This is a genomic window from Pseudomonas kairouanensis, from assembly GCF_004682055.1.
GTDB classification, from domain to species: Bacteria; Pseudomonadota; Gammaproteobacteria; order Pseudomonadales; family Pseudomonadaceae; genus Aquipseudomonas; species Aquipseudomonas kairouanensis.
The window spans coordinates 1-15,990 of sequence record NZ_QUZU01000036.1; the positions used below are offsets into that span (position 1 = coordinate 1).

Genomic DNA, 15,990 nt, shown 5'->3' on the forward strand with positions numbered 1-15,990 from the left:
CAGGGCCATGTGGCCTACCCGCACCTGGCAAAAAACCCGATCCACCTGGCCGCTCCGGCCCTGGCGGAACTGGCGGCCGAGCACTGGGACAACGGCAATGCGTTCTTCCCACCTACCAGCTTCCAGATTTCTAACCTCAATTCCGGCACGGGTGCCACCAATGTGATTCCCGGTGACCTGACGGCGGTGTTCAACTTCCGTTTCTCTACCGAATCCACCGTCGAAGGCCTGCAACAGCGCGTTGCGGCGATCCTCGACAAGCATGGCCTGGACTGGCACGTAGAATGGGCGCTGTCGGGCCTGCCGTTCCTCACCGAGCCGGGCGCATTGCTGGATGCGGTCTCCGCCAGCATCAAGGCGATTACCGGTCGCGAAACCCAGGCGTCCACCAGTGGTGGCACCTCCGATGGGCGCTTCATCGCCACCCTGGGTACCCAGGTGGTTGAGTTGGGTCCGGTCAACGCGACCATCCACCAGGTCAACGAGCGTATTCTGGCCAGCGACCTCGACGTGCTGACCGAAATCTACTACCAGACCCTGATCAAGTTGCTCGCCTGATGCTCGCCTGCCCCATTTGCAGCGCCCCGCTCAACGCGGTGGACAATGGCGTGGCGTGCCCGGCCGGGCATCGCTTCGACCGTGCGCGCCAGGGTTACCTGAACCTGTTGCCGGTGCAGCACAAGAACAGCCGCGACCCTGGCGACAACCTGGCAATGGTGGAGGCGCGTCGCGACTTTCTCAACGCCGGGCACTACGCCCCGGTGGCCAGGCGCCTGGCCGAACTGGCCGCTGAACGCGCCCCGCAGCGCTGGGTGGATATCGGTTGTGGCGAGGGTTACTACACCGCGCAAATCGCCGACGCCCTGCCCCACGCCGATGGCTATGCGCTGGATATCTCCAAGGAAGCGGTCAAGCGTGCGTGCAAACGCAACCCGAACCTGACGTGGTTGATCGCCAGCATGGCCCGCGTACCGTTGGCCGATGCCAGCTGCCAGTTCCTGGCCAGTGTGTTCAGCCCGTTGGACTGGGAGGAGGCCAAGCGCCTGCTCAGCCCTGGCGGGGGCTTGATGAAAGTCGGCCCCACCCGCGGCCACCTGATGGAGCTGCGCGAGCGCCTGTACGACGAAGTACGCGAGTACACCGACGACAAGCACCTGGCCCTGGTGCCCGACGGCATGAGCCTGGCTCACAGTGAAACCCTGGAATTCACGCTGAGCCTGGAAAAGCCTGACGACCGCGCCAACCTGCTGGCGATGACGCCCCACGGCTGGCGCGCCAGCGCAGAGCGCCGCGCTCAAGTGATCGAGGCGGCCGAGCCGCTGCTGGTCACCGTGTCGATGCGTTACGACTATTTCGTGCTTCAATAACCGACTTTTCCGCGAATGGATTTTTAAAATCCCGCAACGAGGAACATCCATGCGCCAACCCGATATCGAGATTTACCTCAAGGACGCCGACGTCGACCACCGTGCCATTGCCGCCTGGCTGGGCGACGCACTGGGCCCATGCAGCGACTGGGTCCAGAAGGGTCAGACCTACAAGTGCAAGGCCGGCACCGTGCCCGTCACCTGGCTGCCTAAAGCGGTCGGCAAGTGGAACAGCCTGTACCTGGAAAGCGACCAGACCCCCTGGGACGACGACATCGCCTGCGCCCGCGCCGCGTTTGCTGCGCTGAACGTGGAAGTGCGGTGTGCGCCGGGGACGTGGGTTGAGGAAGAAGGTGAGGAAAGCGCCGACACCTGGATCCGCATCAGCGCAGACGGTGAAGAGCAGATCACCTGGAAAACGGCGTAAACCCTGAATTGTGAACCCCATCAAATGTGGGAGCGGGCTTGCTCGCGAATGCGGTGTGTCAGTCACCTGATTTACTGACTGATTCACCGCATTCGCGAGCAAGCCCGCTCCCACATGGGTTCCGTGGTGTAACAAAAGCCCGGGTTAGAGACCCACCACATCCTCCGCCTGCAAACCCTTCTCGCCGGTCACCACGGCGTACTCCACCTGCTGGCCCTCGGCCAATGAACGGTGGCCGTCACCGCGAATGGCGCGGTAGTGCACAAACACATCCTTGCCATCATCGCGCTGAATAAAGCCATAGCCCTTTGCATCGTTGAACCACTTCACATTGCCGGTTTCACGCGTTGCCATCTGTCTTACTCCCACATGCATTTTTATTGTTGAGTGCCGCATTGAACTGCCGAGTATATGACAGGCTCAAAAACGTTCAACTCAAGTTTACTTCGCTGCTTTTTTGCCGATTTTCGGCGAATACGGCACACTACCCGCCCGAGCACCTGCTCGGTTTCAACCACTTGAAGCAGCACGCCTATGACCCGCTCCCCGTTCCGCCGTCTGGTGTTTGGCACCTTGCGCCGACTGTTGTACCTCTGGGTTCGCTCGGAGACGATCAACCAGTCGTCCCTTACCCTTAACCTGGACCGCAGCCGGCCGGTGTTCTACGTCCTGCAATCGCCCTCCCTCACCGAATTGGCCGTGGTCGACGCCGAGTGCACCAAGGCCGGCCTGCCACGCCCGGTGCTGCCGGTGTCGGTAGGCCCGTTGATGGAACCGGCGGCGTTCTTCTACCTCACGCCGGAACCGGACTGGCTCGGCCGCCAAGACAAGCGCGGCGCGCCGCCGACCCTGACCCGCCTGGTCAACACACTGACCGAACACGCCGAAGAGAATGCACAAATCATTCCCGTCAGCGTGTTCTGGGGCCAGTCGCCGGAAAGCGAGTCGAGCCCGTGGAAGCTGCTGTTCGCCGACAGCTGGGCGGTCACCGGGCGCCTGCGCCGCTTGCTGAGCATCCTGATTCTCGGCCGCAAGACCCGTGTGCAATTCTCCGCGCCTATCAACCTGCGTGAATTGATCGAGCACAATAAAGGTCACGAACGCACCGTGCGCATGGCCCAGCGCATCCTGCGGGTGCACTTTCGTAACCTGAAAACCGCCGTGATCGGCCCCGACCTGTCCCACCGTCGCAACTTGGTCAAAGGCCTGGTCAATATGCCGCTGGTGCGCCAGGCCATTGCCGATGAGGCCGAACGGGAAAAGATCAGCCCGGAAAAAGCCAAGGCCCAGGCCCTGCGCTACGGCAACGAGATCGCCTCGGACTACACCTACACCGCCATCCGCTTCCTGGAGGTGGTGCTGAGCTGGTTCTGGAACAAGATCTACGACGGCATCAAGGTCAATAACATCGAAGGCGTGCAAAAGGTTGCCCAGGGCTATGAGGTGATCTACGTGCCTTGCCACCGCAGCCATATCGACTACTTGCTGCTGTCCTACCTGCTGTTCAAGAACGGCCTGACCCCACCGCACATCGCCGCCGGCATCAACCTGAACATGCCAGTGATCGGCAGCCTGCTGCGCCGTGGCGGTGCGTTTTTCATGCGCCGCACCTTCAAGGGCAACCCGCTGTACACCTCGGTGTTCAACGAATACCTGCATACCCTGTTTACCAAGGGGTTCCCGGTGGAGTACTTCGTCGAAGGCGGACGCTCGCGCACCGGGCGCATGCTGCAACCCAAGACCGGCATGCTGGCGATTACCCTGCGCAGTTTCTTGCGCTCCTCGCGCATGCCCATCGTGTTCGTGCCGGTGTACATCGGCTACGAACGCGTACTTGAAGGCCGTACCTACCTCGGCGAACTGCGGGGCGCGAGCAAGAAGAAAGAGTCGATCTTCGATATTTTCAAAGTGGTTGGCGCGCTCAAGCAGCGCTTTGGCCAGGTGGCCGTCAACTTCGGCGAGCCGATCAAGCTGGCCGAGTTCCTCGATGCCGAGCAACCGGACTGGCGCGCCCAGGAGCTGGGCCCGAACTACAAACCGGCGTGGCTCAACGAAACCACCAACCGCCTGGGCGAACAGGTGGCCCGCCACCTGAACGAAGCCGCCGCCGTGAACCCGGTCAACCTGGTGGCCCTGGCGCTGCTGTCCACCACCCGCCTGGCCCTGGACGAACAAGCCATGGCGCGCCAGTTGGACCTGTACCTGGCGCTGCTGCGCCGCGTGCCCTACTCGCCCCACACCACACTGCCCGAAGGTGATGGCCTGGCGCTGATCAAGCATGTCAAGGACATGGACCTGCTCTCGGAGCAAAGTGACGCCCTGGGCAAGATCCTGTATCTGGACGAGCAGAATGCCGTCCTGATGACCTACTACCGCAACAACGTGCTGCATATCTTCGCCCTGCCTGCGCTGTTGGCGAGCTTCTTCCAGAGCAGCTCGCGCATGAGCCGCGAACAGATCCTGCGCTACACCCACGCCCTGTACCCGTACCTGCAATCGGAGCTGTTTATCCGCTGGAACCTGGACGAACTGGACACCGTGGTCGACCAGTGGCTGGAAGCCTTCGTCGAACAGGGCCTGCTGCGTTTCGAGAACAACGTGTACCTGCGCCCGGCACCGAGTTCGCGGCACTTTGTACTGCTGACTCTGCTGTCCAAGAGCATCGCCCAGACCCTGCAACGCTTCTACATGGCCATCTCGCTGCTGCTCAACAGCGGCCAGAACAGCATCAGCGCCGAGGAGTTGGAAGACCTGTGCACGATCATGGCCCAGCGCCTGTCGATCCTGCATGGCCTGAACGCGCCGGAGTTCTTCGACAAGAGCCTTTTCCGACATTTCATCCAGACGTTGCTGGAGCAAGATGTGCTGCGCCGCGACGAGGCCGGCAAACTGAGCTATCACGACCTGCTGGGCGAGCTGGCCGAAGGCGCCGCCAAGCGCGTGCTGCCGGCAGAAATTCGCCTGTCGATTCGCCAGGTCGCGCTGCACCGGGTTGATGACGAGCCGGTTGAAACCCAAGAAAGCCGCTAGATTGAATAAGGCGCCGAGGGTTTGCGGCGCCGTTTACAAGGAGCTGCACCATGAAAAAGATCGTCCTACTGGGCCTGACCGCCCTGCTCGGAGCCTGCCAATCCATGACGCCCGCGCCCCAGGCCAGCCTTGATGGCGAAGTGTTCTACCGTCAACGCATCGCCTTGCCACCGAGCGCCGTCTTGAGCGTCAGCCTGCAAGATGTCTCCCTGGCCGACGCGCCGGCGGTGACCCTGGCCGAACAGAAAGGCCCGGTCAAAGGCCAGGTGCCGCTGCCGTTTCACCTGAGCTACGACCCCGCCCAGGTCAAACCCGGCCACAGTTATTCGGTGAGTGCTCGCATCGAAGTGGATGGCGAGCTACTGTTTATCACCACCGAACGGCACGCTGTGCAGCTCAATGGCCAGGATCCACAACCGTTGCGCGTGCGCGTTGATGCTGTGGCCCACTGATTTTGATTAATAAGGAAGCGTCCATGCTCCGTAACTCCCTTCGTTTTACTGCCCTGTTCGCCGGCCTGATGCTGGGCGCCAACGCCATGGCCCTGGACTTGAGCAGCCTGTCCCAGGGCGACGCCAGCGGCGGCCTCAAGGACGCCCTGACCCAAGGTGCGCAGATCGCCGTCAAACAGCTGGGCGTTCCAGGTGGTTTCAGCAACAACCCAGAAGTGAAGATCGGCCTGCCCGGCAAACTGGGCAAAGTGGCAGACAAGCTGAAAATGTTCGGCATGGGCGACCAGGTCACCCAGCTGGAAACCAGCATGAACAAAGCGGCTGAAACCGCCGTGACCCAGGCCCAGCCGATCCTGGTGAATGCCGTTAAAAACATGAGCGTGACCGACGCCAAGGGCATCCTCAGCGGCGGCCAGGACTCGGCCACCCAGTACCTGAACAAGAGCAGCCGCGAAGAAATCCGCGCCAAGTTCCTGCCTATCGTCAAAGCTGCCACCGACAAGGTCGGCGTGGCCCAGCAGTACAACGCCCTGGCCGGCAAGGCAGCGGCCTTTGGTGCGGTGGACGCCAAGAGCGCCAACGTGGAGAACTACGTGACCGAACAGGCGCTGGATGGCCTGTTCAAGATGATCGCGCAGCAGGAAGAAACCATTCGCAAGAACCCGGCGGCGGCGGCCACCAGTTTGGCGAAGAAGGTGTTTGGGGCGCTGTAAGCCTTGAACGGATCGCTCCCTGCAACGGGGAGCGATCTAGTGCAATACCGACTCTGCCAACCGTCCCACCATCAACGTGGCAAAGCACCCAATGGCAATCGACGTCGCGCGGTTGATCTTCAAGGGCGTCAGCCAGGCCTTCTGTATTCCTTCGAAGCGACTGCCCAGCACAATCCACGCCGCCCCCACCGGGATCACCACCAGCGCCAACGTCGTCATGAACCCGGCATAACCTGGCAGCGTGGCAAAGGCGCCGACCGGTGCGATAAACGACACGATCAGCAACCCCTTGGGGTTCATCACCGTCAGCCAGAAGAAATACAGACCGCAGAAACGATCGCGACCAGGTTCGATAGAGCTGTTCTTGCGCTGCCAGAGCTTGTACGAGACGTACAGCAGGTAACAAGCCGCCGCCAACTGCGTGGCCTTCAACGCCCACGGCGAATAGGCCGCCAGGTACAACAACGCCACGCCCCACACCGAGACCTGCAGCAGGTAGGCCAGGCACTCGACAAACGCCAGCTTCCACGACGCCCGCAAGCCGAACAACACCCCTGCGCGAAACAGCAGGGTGTTGGTCGGGCCAGGGGCAAGCAACAACAACATCAAGGCTGAAACAGTGGCCAACATGATTACGCGACGTCCTTCCTCACTCGGAACCACGCAGCATACAGGGCCGGCAGGAACAATAGGGTCAAGGCCGTCGCCACAATCAACCCGCCCATGATCGCCACCGCCATTGGCCCGAAGAACACGCTGCGTGACAGCGGGATCATCGCCAGCACCGCCGCCAGTGCGGTCAGCACGATCGGGCGGAAGCGGCGCACGGTGGCTTCGATGATTGCCTGCCACGGGGCCAGGCCGGCCTTGATGTCTTGTTCGATCTGGTCCACCAGGATCACCGAGTTACGCATGATCATCCCCGACAGCGCGATGGTGCCCAACATGGCCACAAAACCGAAGGGCTGGCGGAACACCAGCAGGAACAGTGTCACGCCGATCAAGCCCAAGGGGGCCGTCAGAAACACCATCGCCGTGCGTGAGAAACTGCGCAGTTGCAGCATCAGCAAGGTCAGCACCACCACGATAAACAACGGCACCCCGGCTTTTACCGAGTTCTGGCCTCGGGCAGAGTCTTCCACCGTGCCGCCGACTTCCAGCAGGTAGCCGTCAGGCAGTTCTGCGCGCACGCCTTCAAGGGTCGGCAGGATCTGCTGGACCAGGGTCGCCGGTTGTTCCTTGCCATAGATATCCGCACGCACGGTGACCGTGGGCAGGCGATTGCGGTGCCAGATAATGCCTTCTTCAAAGCCGTATTCGAGGGTGGCGATCTGCGACAGCGCCACACTTTTGCCGTTGTCGGTAGGCACCGCCAGGCTTGGCAGCAGCGACAGTTCGGTACGCTCATGCACGGTGCCGCGCAGGAGGATTTCGATCAACTCGTTGTCCTCGCGGTACTGGCTCACGCTGGAGCCAGTCAACGAACTCTGCAGGAATTTCGACAGGTTGGCAGTGCTGACGCCCAGGGCGCGGGCACGGTCCTGGTCGATATTCAAGTAAACGATCTTGCTGGGTTCTTCCCAATCCAGGTGCACGTTGACCACATGGGTGTTTTCGCGAACCTTGGCCGCCACTTTGCGCGCCAGGGCGCGGACCTCCTCGATGTGCTCGCCGGTCACGCGAAACTGCACCGGGTAACCCACGGGCGGGCCGTTTTCCAGGCGTGTGACCCGCGAACGCAGGTCCGGGAATTGTTCGTTAAGGGTCTCGATCAGCCAGGTGCGCAGGCTTTCACGCTCCTCGATGGTTTTGGCCAACACCACGAACTGGGCGAAGCTGGCGGCGGGCAATTGCTGATCCAATGGCAGGTAGAAGCGCGGCGAACCGGTGCCCACGTAGGCCACGTAGTTGTCGATACCGGCGTGCTCCTTGAGCAAGGCTTCCAGGCGCTTGACCTGCTCGGCCGTGTTGCTCAGGGAGGTGCCTTCGGCCAGTTTCAGGTCAACCATCAGCTCCAGTCGGCCAGAGGCCGGGAAGAACTGCTGCGGCACAAAGCGGAACAGCGCCACCGCGCCGATAAACAGCAGCAGGGTCAGCACGATCACGGTTTTGCGCCGATTCACGCACCATTCCACCAAACGTCTTACACGCTGATAGAAAGGCGTGCCGTAGGGATCCGGGCCATCCGCGCCGTGTTTGGCGGCATGAATCTTGGCCAGGTCCGGCAGGAGTTTTTCCCCCAGGTACGGTACAAACACCACCGCAGCGACCCACGAGGCCAGCAGCGCGATGGTGACCACCTGGAAGATCGAACGGGTGTATTCACCGGTGCTCGACTGAGCGGTGGCAATGGGTAGAAAGCCCGCGGCGGTGATCAGCGTACCGGTGAGCATGGGGAATGCGGTGCTGGTCCAGGCGTAGCTGGCGGCCTTGAGCCGGTCGTAACCCTGCTCCATTTTGATCGCCATCATCTCCACGGCGATGATCGCGTCGTCCACCAGCAGGCCCAAGGCCAGGACCAGTGCGCCGAGGGAGATCTTGTGCAGGCCGATGCCCAGGTAATACATGGTGGCAAAGGTCATCGCCAGCACCAGCGGAATGGCCAGGGCCACCACCATGCCGGTGCGCACGCCGAGGGAGAAGAAACTCACCAGCAATACGATGGCCAATGCTTCGGCCAACACCTGGACGAATTCGCCGACGCTGGTTTTCACCGCCGCTGGTTGGTCAGAGACCTTGCGCAGCTCCATGCCGGCCGGAAGGTTCTTTTGCAAACGTGCGAATTCGCCTTCCAGCGCCTTGCCCAGCACCAGGATGTCACCACCGTCACGCATGGCCACGGCCAGTCCGATGGCGTCCGCGCCCATATAGCGCATGCGTGGTGCAGGCGGGTCGTTGAAACCACGGTGGATATCGGCCACATCGCCGATACGGAAGGTGCGGTCGCCGACGCGGATCGGGAAATTGCGGATCTCTTCCACCGTCTTGAAGTTACCCGATACCCGCAGTTGCACACGCTCGGTGGGGGTTTCGAAGAAGCCCGCCGTGGACACCGCGTTCTGTTCCTGCAACGCCTGCTGCACCGCCGCCAGGGGCAAGCCGAGGGTGGCCAGCTTGAGGTTGGACAGTTCGATCCAGATCTTCTCGTCCTGTAGGCCAAGCAGCTCGACCTTGCCCACATCCGGTACGCGTTGCAGTTGAATCTGGATGCGGTCGGCGTAGTCCTTGAGCACGGCGTAGTCGAAACCGTCGCCGGTCAGCGCGTAGATATTGCCGAAGGTGGTGCCGAACTCATCGTTGAAAAACGGCCCTTGGATATCCGGCGGCAAGGTCTGGCGGATGTCACTGATTTTCTTGCGTACCTGGTACCACAACTCGGGGATCTGCGCCGAGTGCATGGAGTCGCGGGCCATGAAGGTGACCTGGGATTCACCGGGGCGCGAGAACGAGACGATGCGTTCGTACTCGCCTGTCTCCATCAGCTTCTTTTCGATGCGCTCGGTGACCTGGCGCGAGACTTCCTGGGCCGTGGCGCCAGGCCAGTTGGTCTTGATCACCATGGCCTTGAAGGTAAACGGCGGGTCTTCGCTTTGCCCCAGCTTGGTATAGGACAGCGTGCCGACCACGGCCAGCAGGATCATCAGGAACAGTACGATCTGGCGATTACGCAGCGCCCATTCGGAAAGATTGAAACCCATCGGGGACTACTCCTTGGCCGCCAGATTCACCACTCGGTTGGAGCGATCCACCGGGCGCACTTGCTGGCCCTCATGGAGTACGTGCACACCGGCGGCAATCACCCAGTCGTCGGGGGCCAAGCCTTCCAGCACCGGCACGGTTTTCTCGCCAAACGCACCAATACGCACGGGGGTGCGCTTAAGGGTGTTGTCCGGCTGCACCCGCCAGACGTAGGAAGCACCGTTTTCCGCACTGAGGGCAGACAGCGGCACCGACAGTGGAATCACGCCATCGGCTTGTATGAAAACTCGGGCACTCTGACCCAGTTCGGCGGGCACTTTGCCGCCGGTGAACGCCACGCGAGCGGCAAAGGTTCGCGACTTCGGATCGGCTGCGGGCGACAGCTCCCGAATGCGCCCGCTGAAACGCTGATCCGGCTGGCTCCACAGTTCCACGGCCACCGGCTGGCCGATCTTGAAGCGGCCAAAGCCTTGCTCCGGCAAGCTGATCAGCACTTCGCGCTCGCCATCGGTGGCCAGGGTGAATACGGTCTGGCCGGCGGACACCACCTGGCCGACTTCCACTGCACGCTTGGCCACTACGCCATCCTGGGGGGCGCGCAACACCGCATAGCCGGCCTGGTTGCTGGCCACATCGAACTCAGCCTTGATTTGCTTAAGACGCGCTTCGCCGGATCGGTAGAGGTTTTCGGAATTGTCGTACTGGGAACGGCTGACCATCTGACGGTCCAGCAGGGTCTTGTAACGGTCACGCTCGGCGCGCACCAGGCTCAGGTTGGCCTCGGCGGCGGCCACTTGGGCACGGGTGGCTTCCAGTTGCAGGCGCACGTCCTGAGGGTCCAACTCGGCCAGCGGCTGGTTGGCCTTGACCCGCTCGCCCTCCTCCACCAGGCGCTTGCTGACTTTGCCGCCAATACGGAAGGCCAGGTCCGGCTCATAGCGGGCACGCACTTCGCCGGGGTAGCTGTCGGCCGACTGCGCCGATGGCTGCGGTTGCACCACCATGGCCGGGCGGACGGTGGTCTGGGCCGCTTCTTCATGGCCGCACGCGGACAGAAGGAACGCCAGGCTGACAGGCAACGCAAAGGGCAGGAAAGTGCTGCGCATGCTGAAGGACCTTTCGCTAATGGAGCTAGGAATAATTATACTGGCCAGTATGTTATTAATACCAAACTCACCAGTCCAGTAATAAACATCACAATGTCCGACAATCCTGTAAACACCAATAGCCCTGGGCGTCCCAAGGACATGGCAAAACGCCAGGCAATCCTCGAAGCAGCGAAAATCCTGTTTTTGAGTAATGGCTATGCCAGCACCAGCATGGACGCGGTGGCACTGGAAGCGGGCGTGTCGAAGCTGACCGTCTACAGCCACTTCACCGACAAAGAAACCTTGTTCACCGCCGCCGTGGTGGCGACGTGCGAGGAACAACTGCCGGTGATGTATTTCGAACTGCCGCCGGGCATGCCTGTAGAAACGGTATTGCTGAATATCGCGCGGGGGTTCCATCGGCTGATCAACAGCGAGGAGTCGGTGAACCTGCATCGCCTGATGATGACCACCGGCAATCAGGACGTGAAACTCTCACAGATCTTCTTCGAAGCCGGCCCGATGCGCATGCTGCAAGGCATGGAGCGCTTGCTGAGCAAGATCCACCAGAGCGGCGCCTTGAGCATCGACAAGCCGTTTACGGCGGCCGAGCACTTCTTTTGCCTGCTCAAGGGCACGGCGAATTTTTGTTTGTTGTATGGCTGTGGCGGGCAACTGAGTGATGAAGCCGCCGAGGCGCATGTGCAGGATGTGGTGGGGTTGTTTATGCGGGCTTATCGGGCCTGAAGCCATGTGCTGCCTGGGCGGACGCTTTCGCGAGCAAGCCCGCTCCCACATTGGTCGCATTCCAAAGTTGGAACTCGGTCAAATGTGGGAGCGGGCTTGCTCGCGAAGAGGCCCTCAAGGTCACTGAAGACTCAGCCCTTGAGCGCTTTCTTAGGGTAAATGTCATACCGACTGGACTTGCCATCCAACGCATGGCTCGGCTTGGGCCCTTCAATACACGGCGCCTTGCGCGGGCGCTTGACCACCACCCGGTGACTGGCCAACGCCAACGCCGCCGCCAACAACGCCGGCGCATCCGGGTCATCGCCCACCAATGGCCGGAACAGGCGCATTTCCTTCTTCACCAGGGCGGTTTTCTCACGGTGTGGGAACATCGGGTCCAGGTAGATCACCTGCGGCGGCTCGCCCTCCCAGTTGCGCATCACCTCGATGGAGTTGCCCTTGAGCAGCTTCATGCGTGCCACGATGGGTGCCACTTCAAAATCATCCGCGCCACGGGCCAGGCCGTCTTCGAGCAAGGCGCCAATCAGCGGTTGGCGTTCGATCAGGCTCATCTCACACCCCAGGCTGGCCAGCACGAACGCATCCTTGCCCAACCCCGCCGTAGCGTCCAGCACCCGTGGGCGCACGCCTTGGGCGATGCCCACGGCCTTGGCGATCATCTGCCCACTGCCACCGCCGTACAAACGCCGATGAGCCGCGCCGCCTTCGACAAAGTCCACGCGCACCGGCCCTGGTGCGTCAGGCCCTAGCTGTTGCAGCTGTAGGCCATGCTCGCCAACCTGCAGGGAAAAGTCCGCCTCCGTGAGGTGTAGGGGCAGGCCGAGCGCCTGGGCCCATTGCTCGGCGCGGGCTTGAAAACCTTCGCCCAAGGCCTCGACCTGGATGCGGCTGGCCGCTGGTTGTTCGCTCATCAATCGCTACGCTCAAAAATATTAAGGATCGGCCAACATCGGCCGATAAAAAAAACAGTCAGGCATTTTGCCAGAGCTGAGCGTCGACCGAGAAAAATGTCAGACATTCTTCCCCTAACCATCGGTGTACTGCCGACCCACAACCACTACGGCCTGCGCAATACCCAAGCGCTGGCCGGGGTGAGTCATGTGTGGCAGGACTTCTTCGCCCGCGCGTTGGCCGAGCAGCTGGGGGATACGCCGGGCGCGCTCGCCACCCAGGCGGCGGCACCGTTGGACCCGGCGGTCGAACCCAGCGCCGGCGCCGACCTGCTCGCGCAGATCCTCACCCAGCGTGAGTGCGACGTCAAAGACACCGAAATCGCCCCACCCGAGCCGCTGTTCCTGCCGATTGCCGAATTCGAGACCGAACTGCTGCCACCGGCTGCAGAGCCGTTCCCGGACGACGAAATCGTCGCCCAACAGCGCCAGCAGAACTTCGAAAGCGGTTGGGTCCGTCCTATTGTGCTGACCGCCGGCCAACCATTACCAGAACCTGGCCCGGCACCAGAGCCGCGCCCGCTGCACTTGCCGATTGCCGAGTTCGAATTGGACCTGTTGCCACCGGCCGCCGAACCCTACCCCACCGAAGAGCTGGTAGCGCAACAGAAAGCCCTGGACTTCGATTACTTCTGGGCGCGCCCGCTGGTCACCCAAAACCTGCGCCTGGCCGCCTGACGCTCAGCGACACACCCACCAACGCCCCATATCCAGATGGAAATGGTTACGGTGCGCGGCGTTGTAATCCGGGCTCAACACCACGTTGAAATTATCGCAGGCGCTGTCCCGGACCTGTCGCAGAAACCGCGCATTCGCCCCCTCCCCCGGCCAATCCTTGAGCACGCTGATGCTGCGCCCGTCCGCCAGGCGAAAGCCGGCGATGTCCAGGGCATTGGCCGACGCGTGCTGGCTGAGCCTACCCCCCGCGCGGTTATACACAGTGCGGCAGGCAAAGCTGCCCAGGTGATCGACCCGCGTCACAGCCTGGCCGAATATCGCTTGAGCCGCCGGTTGCAGGCTATGACGCTCGAACAACGCAAAGGCCACGGCCAGCGGGCAACTGGCCAGAAAGCTGCTACTTAGGCCAACGTCTGCGCCTTGCACGCGCAACGTATTGCGCAATGGGCAGGCGGCATCGGCCGGGGAATCGGCTTGATGGCTGACGCGCAGCCCGGAGGTCTTCAGCACCTGGTCGCACAGCGCCGGATCATCCTGTAGACGGCCCAGCTTGTAACGCGTCAGCAGGTTGGGGGTTGCGCGCACATCCAGCGGCGCCCAGGGGTTCCACTCAGGCGCTAACGGCACCCAGCCACGCCATACGCCCATCGCCAACGCCCCCGCCAGTAACAGCAACACACCTAAAACTTTGAAAAAGCGCACTGCTAGTCCTTGAAAAACTGATTGGCCTGGCTGAACGGCATCTTGCGTTCAGTGAAGGTAAAGGTGCCCAACGCATACACTTCCTGCGCCGCGCGATAGAACTCACCATATGCCGCCAGCGCCATGGCTGAGCCAACACTGATGCGCCGCACGCCCATTTCATTGAGTTGCACCACGCTGAGGTTCAAGCCGCCGGACATCAACACGTTCACCGGTTTTGGCGCCACCGCCTTGACCACCGCCAGTATTTCCTCGGCGCTGCGCAGGCCCGGTGCGTACAGCACGTCGGCACCGGCTTCGGCGTAGGCCTGCAGGCGGCGGATGGTGTCGGGCAAATCCAGGCGCCCATGCAGCAGGTTTTCCGCGCGGGCGGTCAGGGTGAAGGGGAATGGCAAGCTGCGGGCAGCGGCCACGGCGGCTTCTACACGCGCGACCGACAAATCAAACGGGTAGATCGGGTCAATGGCAATGCCGGTGGCGTCCTCAATGGAGCCGCCGACGATGCCGGTCGCTGCCGCGCGCAAGATCGTATGGGCGCAGCCTTCGGGGGTATCGCTGAAGCCGTTTTCCAGATCTGCGGCCACCGGCAACGCAGTGGCCTGGGCGATCATCGACGCATTGACCAGCGTGTCATCCAGCGACAGCGCCCCCTCCGCATCCGGCCGCCCCAGGCTGAACGCATAACCCGCACTGGTGGTGGCCAAGGCTTCAAAACCCAGGCTGGCCAGCATGACGGCGGAGCCTGCATCCCACGGGTTGGGCATCACGAAGGCACGGTCACGCTCGTGCAGGGCCTTGAAAGTTTCGGCGCGAAGGGTTTGGGCATCCATGTCGGGCTCCTGGCGAAAAACGGAGCCCTAGAGTAACCCCAGTTGCTCCACGGCGGGTTGCCGATCCAAAGTCGGCAGCGGCGGCAGGCCTGGCAGGCGGGCCATCAATCGCTCGTGAAAGCGCAAGGCCAGTTGGGCTGCCAGGCGGTTGTCCGAGGTGTGCAGGAACACGTAGGGGGTGCGGCCCTCTTCGATCCACCCGGCGACTTTTTCCACCCAAGGCATCAGGAACGGGTCATTGGCCTCCAGTTCGGGATGGCCGATAAAGCGCACTTGGGGAAACAGCGTCAGTGCTGCGGGGCGTGGAGGCACCTTGGGCTTCTTCGATTGGGCATGCAGCACTGCCGCCGAGGTGGACGTGCAGCTGAACAGGGGCCGCGAGTCCAAGCAGATCCGCTCAACGCCCCGGTCGCGCAGCAAGCGGTTGAACCGGCGCTCGGCGTCACCCTTGGCGAAGAATTCAGGATGGCGCACCTCAACCGCCAGCGGCCGCTCAAGCCCATCGATAAAACCGGCCAGTTCGCCCAGGCGCTGCGGTGAAAAACTCGCCGACAGTTGCAACCACAAGGGCGAGACACGCTCCCCCAGCGGGCTCATCAAACCCACAAAACTCTCTGCTGCGGGCAATTGCTCGCGCAGATCGCCCGCATGGCTGATGTCACCGGGAAACTTGGCGGTAAAGCGAAAGTCTTGCGGCATGATCTCGGCCCAACGCTGCACCGTGGCCACCGAAGGCCGGGCGTAGAAGGTGGTATTGCCTTCAACGGCGTTGAAAACCTGGGAATAGAGCGCGAGGTAGTCGCTGGAACGGGCGTCGGCCGGGTAAAGGTACTCGCGCCAGGCGTTTTCACTCCAGGACGGGCAGCCGACGAAATAAGGCAGGCGCATCAGATGTGAATGTCGAGGCCCAGCACTTCCATATCCCATTCGACAAAGCCGGCGGTGGTCAGGTAGCTGGCCAGGGCGGTGGCAACGCTTTTACTCATGGAGCGCGGGAAGACCATGTCTTGCTGACGGGCCGGAAGACCACTGATACGGGCTTGAGTATTGGCCTGGGCATCGGACTGGACTTCGATGAAGTCCGGCGAATCCTCGACGGAGTCGTCCACCGTGGCGTTGGCCTTACGTGGCTTACGCTTGATGGGATAAGAATGTGAGGAAAAGCCGTCTATGCGCATGCTAGCGAACTCGGTATCAGTGATGGCATTTTAGTGGCGCAATCCGTAGCGCGCAAATGCTCTGGTGATAACTAGAACACAATATTGGCAAAAGGTTTAAAAGACGGGGCAAATTCTGACGATTGG

General features: G+C 61.9%; 17 protein-coding genes. 8 read left to right on the top strand and 9 right to left on the bottom strand.

The features are described from left to right. The 3 genes from DYL59_RS23245 to DYL59_RS23255 all read left to right on the top strand — a co-directional run. Positions 1–558 (top strand): M20/M25/M40 family metallo-hydrolase (locus DYL59_RS23245; protein ID WP_135291276.1); only part of this gene is annotated, 558 nt, incomplete at its 5' end. Beyond that, positions 558–1,367 carry a putative RNA methyltransferase gene (locus tag DYL59_RS23250; RefSeq protein WP_135291277.1) on the top strand — a complete coding sequence of 270 codons (810 nt, stop codon included), beginning with the start codon at positions 558–560 and terminating at the stop codon, positions 1,365–1,367. The genes DYL59_RS23245 and DYL59_RS23250, both read left to right, overlap by 1 nt. A 49-nt stretch (positions 1,368–1,416) precedes the next feature. Continuing rightward, positions 1,417–1,794, top strand: a complete 378-nt coding sequence (locus DYL59_RS23255; protein WP_135291278.1) for a hypothetical protein — start codon at positions 1,417–1,419, stop codon at positions 1,792–1,794. A gap of 144 nt (positions 1,795–1,938) precedes the next feature. Here the strand turns inward: DYL59_RS23255 and DYL59_RS23260 are convergent, their stop codons facing one another. Continuing rightward, complete coding sequence (locus DYL59_RS23260; RefSeq protein ID WP_017738302.1) at positions 1,939–2,148, bottom strand: cold-shock protein; 210 nt, start codon at positions 2,146–2,148, stop codon at positions 1,939–1,941. A gap of 180 nt (positions 2,149–2,328) precedes the next feature. On the opposite strand from DYL59_RS23260, the gene plsB reads away from it, so the two are divergent. From plsB to DYL59_RS23275, 3 genes are read left to right on the top strand one after another with little or no spacing between them, the layout of a single operon-like run. Next, entirely contained in the window at positions 2,329–4,824 is a 2,496-nt protein-coding gene (plsB, locus tag DYL59_RS23265) for a glycerol-3-phosphate 1-O-acyltransferase PlsB (protein ID WP_135291279.1), read from the top strand. A 50-nt stretch (positions 4,825–4,874) separates the two neighbouring features. After that, positions 4,875–5,276, top strand: a complete 402-nt coding sequence (locus DYL59_RS23270) for a YbaY family lipoprotein (protein ID WP_135291280.1) — start codon at positions 4,875–4,877, stop codon at positions 5,274–5,276. 23 nt (positions 5,277–5,299) lie between these two features. Further along, the gene (locus DYL59_RS23275; RefSeq protein WP_135291281.1) at positions 5,300–5,989 is read left to right on the top strand and encodes a DUF4197 domain-containing protein; all 690 of its coding nucleotides are present in this window, start codon (positions 5,300–5,302) and stop codon (positions 5,987–5,989) included. A gap of 36 nt (positions 5,990–6,025) precedes the next feature. On the opposite strand, the gene DYL59_RS23280 is transcribed toward DYL59_RS23275, so the two are convergent. From DYL59_RS23280 to DYL59_RS23290, 3 genes are read right to left on the bottom strand one after another with little or no spacing between them, the layout of a single operon-like run. Beyond that, positions 6,026–6,619, bottom strand: coding sequence for a LysE family translocator (locus tag DYL59_RS23280; protein ID WP_135291282.1), 594 nt, complete (start codon positions 6,617–6,619; stop codon positions 6,026–6,028). 2 nt (positions 6,620–6,621) lie between these two features. Then, positions 6,622–9,687, bottom strand: a complete 3,066-nt coding sequence (locus DYL59_RS23285) for an efflux RND transporter permease subunit (protein WP_135291283.1) — start codon at positions 9,685–9,687, stop codon at positions 6,622–6,624. 6 nt (positions 9,688–9,693) lie between these two features. Then, positions 9,694–10,794, bottom strand: coding sequence for an efflux RND transporter periplasmic adaptor subunit (locus tag DYL59_RS23290; protein ID WP_135291284.1), 1,101 nt, complete (start codon positions 10,792–10,794; stop codon positions 9,694–9,696). 93 nt (positions 10,795–10,887) lie between these two features. Between DYL59_RS23290 and DYL59_RS23295 the strand changes: the two genes are divergently transcribed. Then, complete coding sequence (locus DYL59_RS23295) at positions 10,888–11,523, top strand: TetR/AcrR family transcriptional regulator (RefSeq protein ID WP_135291285.1); 636 nt, start codon at positions 10,888–10,890, stop codon at positions 11,521–11,523. Positions 11,524–11,654: 131 nt separating this feature from the next. Here the strand turns inward: DYL59_RS23295 and DYL59_RS23300 are convergent, their stop codons facing one another. Continuing rightward, positions 11,655–12,437 (bottom strand): class I SAM-dependent methyltransferase, encoded by a 783-nt coding sequence (locus DYL59_RS23300; RefSeq protein ID WP_135291286.1) that lies wholly within the window; start codon positions 12,435–12,437, stop codon positions 11,655–11,657. Between the two features lie 96 nt (positions 12,438–12,533). On the opposite strand from DYL59_RS23300, the gene DYL59_RS23305 reads away from it, so the two are divergent. Further along, entirely contained in the window at positions 12,534–13,154 is a 621-nt protein-coding gene (locus DYL59_RS23305) for an energy transducer TonB (protein WP_135291287.1), read from the top strand. Between the two features lie 3 nt (positions 13,155–13,157). On the opposite strand, the gene DYL59_RS23310 is transcribed toward DYL59_RS23305, so the two are convergent. Genes DYL59_RS23310 through DYL59_RS23325 form a run of 4 tightly spaced genes read right to left on the bottom strand, consistent with a single transcriptional unit; the run spans position 13,158 to position 15,864 of the window. Next, positions 13,158–13,856, bottom strand: coding sequence for an extensin-like domain-containing protein (locus tag DYL59_RS23310; protein ID WP_135291288.1), 699 nt, complete (start codon positions 13,854–13,856; stop codon positions 13,158–13,160). Positions 13,857–13,858: 2 nt separating this feature from the next. Continuing rightward, positions 13,859–14,686: an isocitrate lyase/PEP mutase family protein gene (locus tag DYL59_RS23315; RefSeq protein ID WP_135291289.1), complete on the bottom strand. Its 828-nt coding sequence runs from the start codon at positions 14,684–14,686 to the stop codon at positions 13,859–13,861. A 27-nt stretch (positions 14,687–14,713) separates the two neighbouring features. Then, complete coding sequence (locus DYL59_RS23320) at positions 14,714–15,574, bottom strand: DUF72 domain-containing protein (protein ID WP_135291290.1); 861 nt, start codon at positions 15,572–15,574, stop codon at positions 14,714–14,716. After that, positions 15,574–15,864 carry a hypothetical protein gene (locus DYL59_RS23325; RefSeq protein WP_135291291.1) on the bottom strand — a complete coding sequence of 97 codons (291 nt, stop codon included), beginning with the start codon at positions 15,862–15,864 and terminating at the stop codon, positions 15,574–15,576. Before DYL59_RS23325 ends, DYL59_RS23320 begins: the two co-directional genes overlap by 1 nt. Positions 15,865–15,990: the final 126 nt, after the last annotated feature.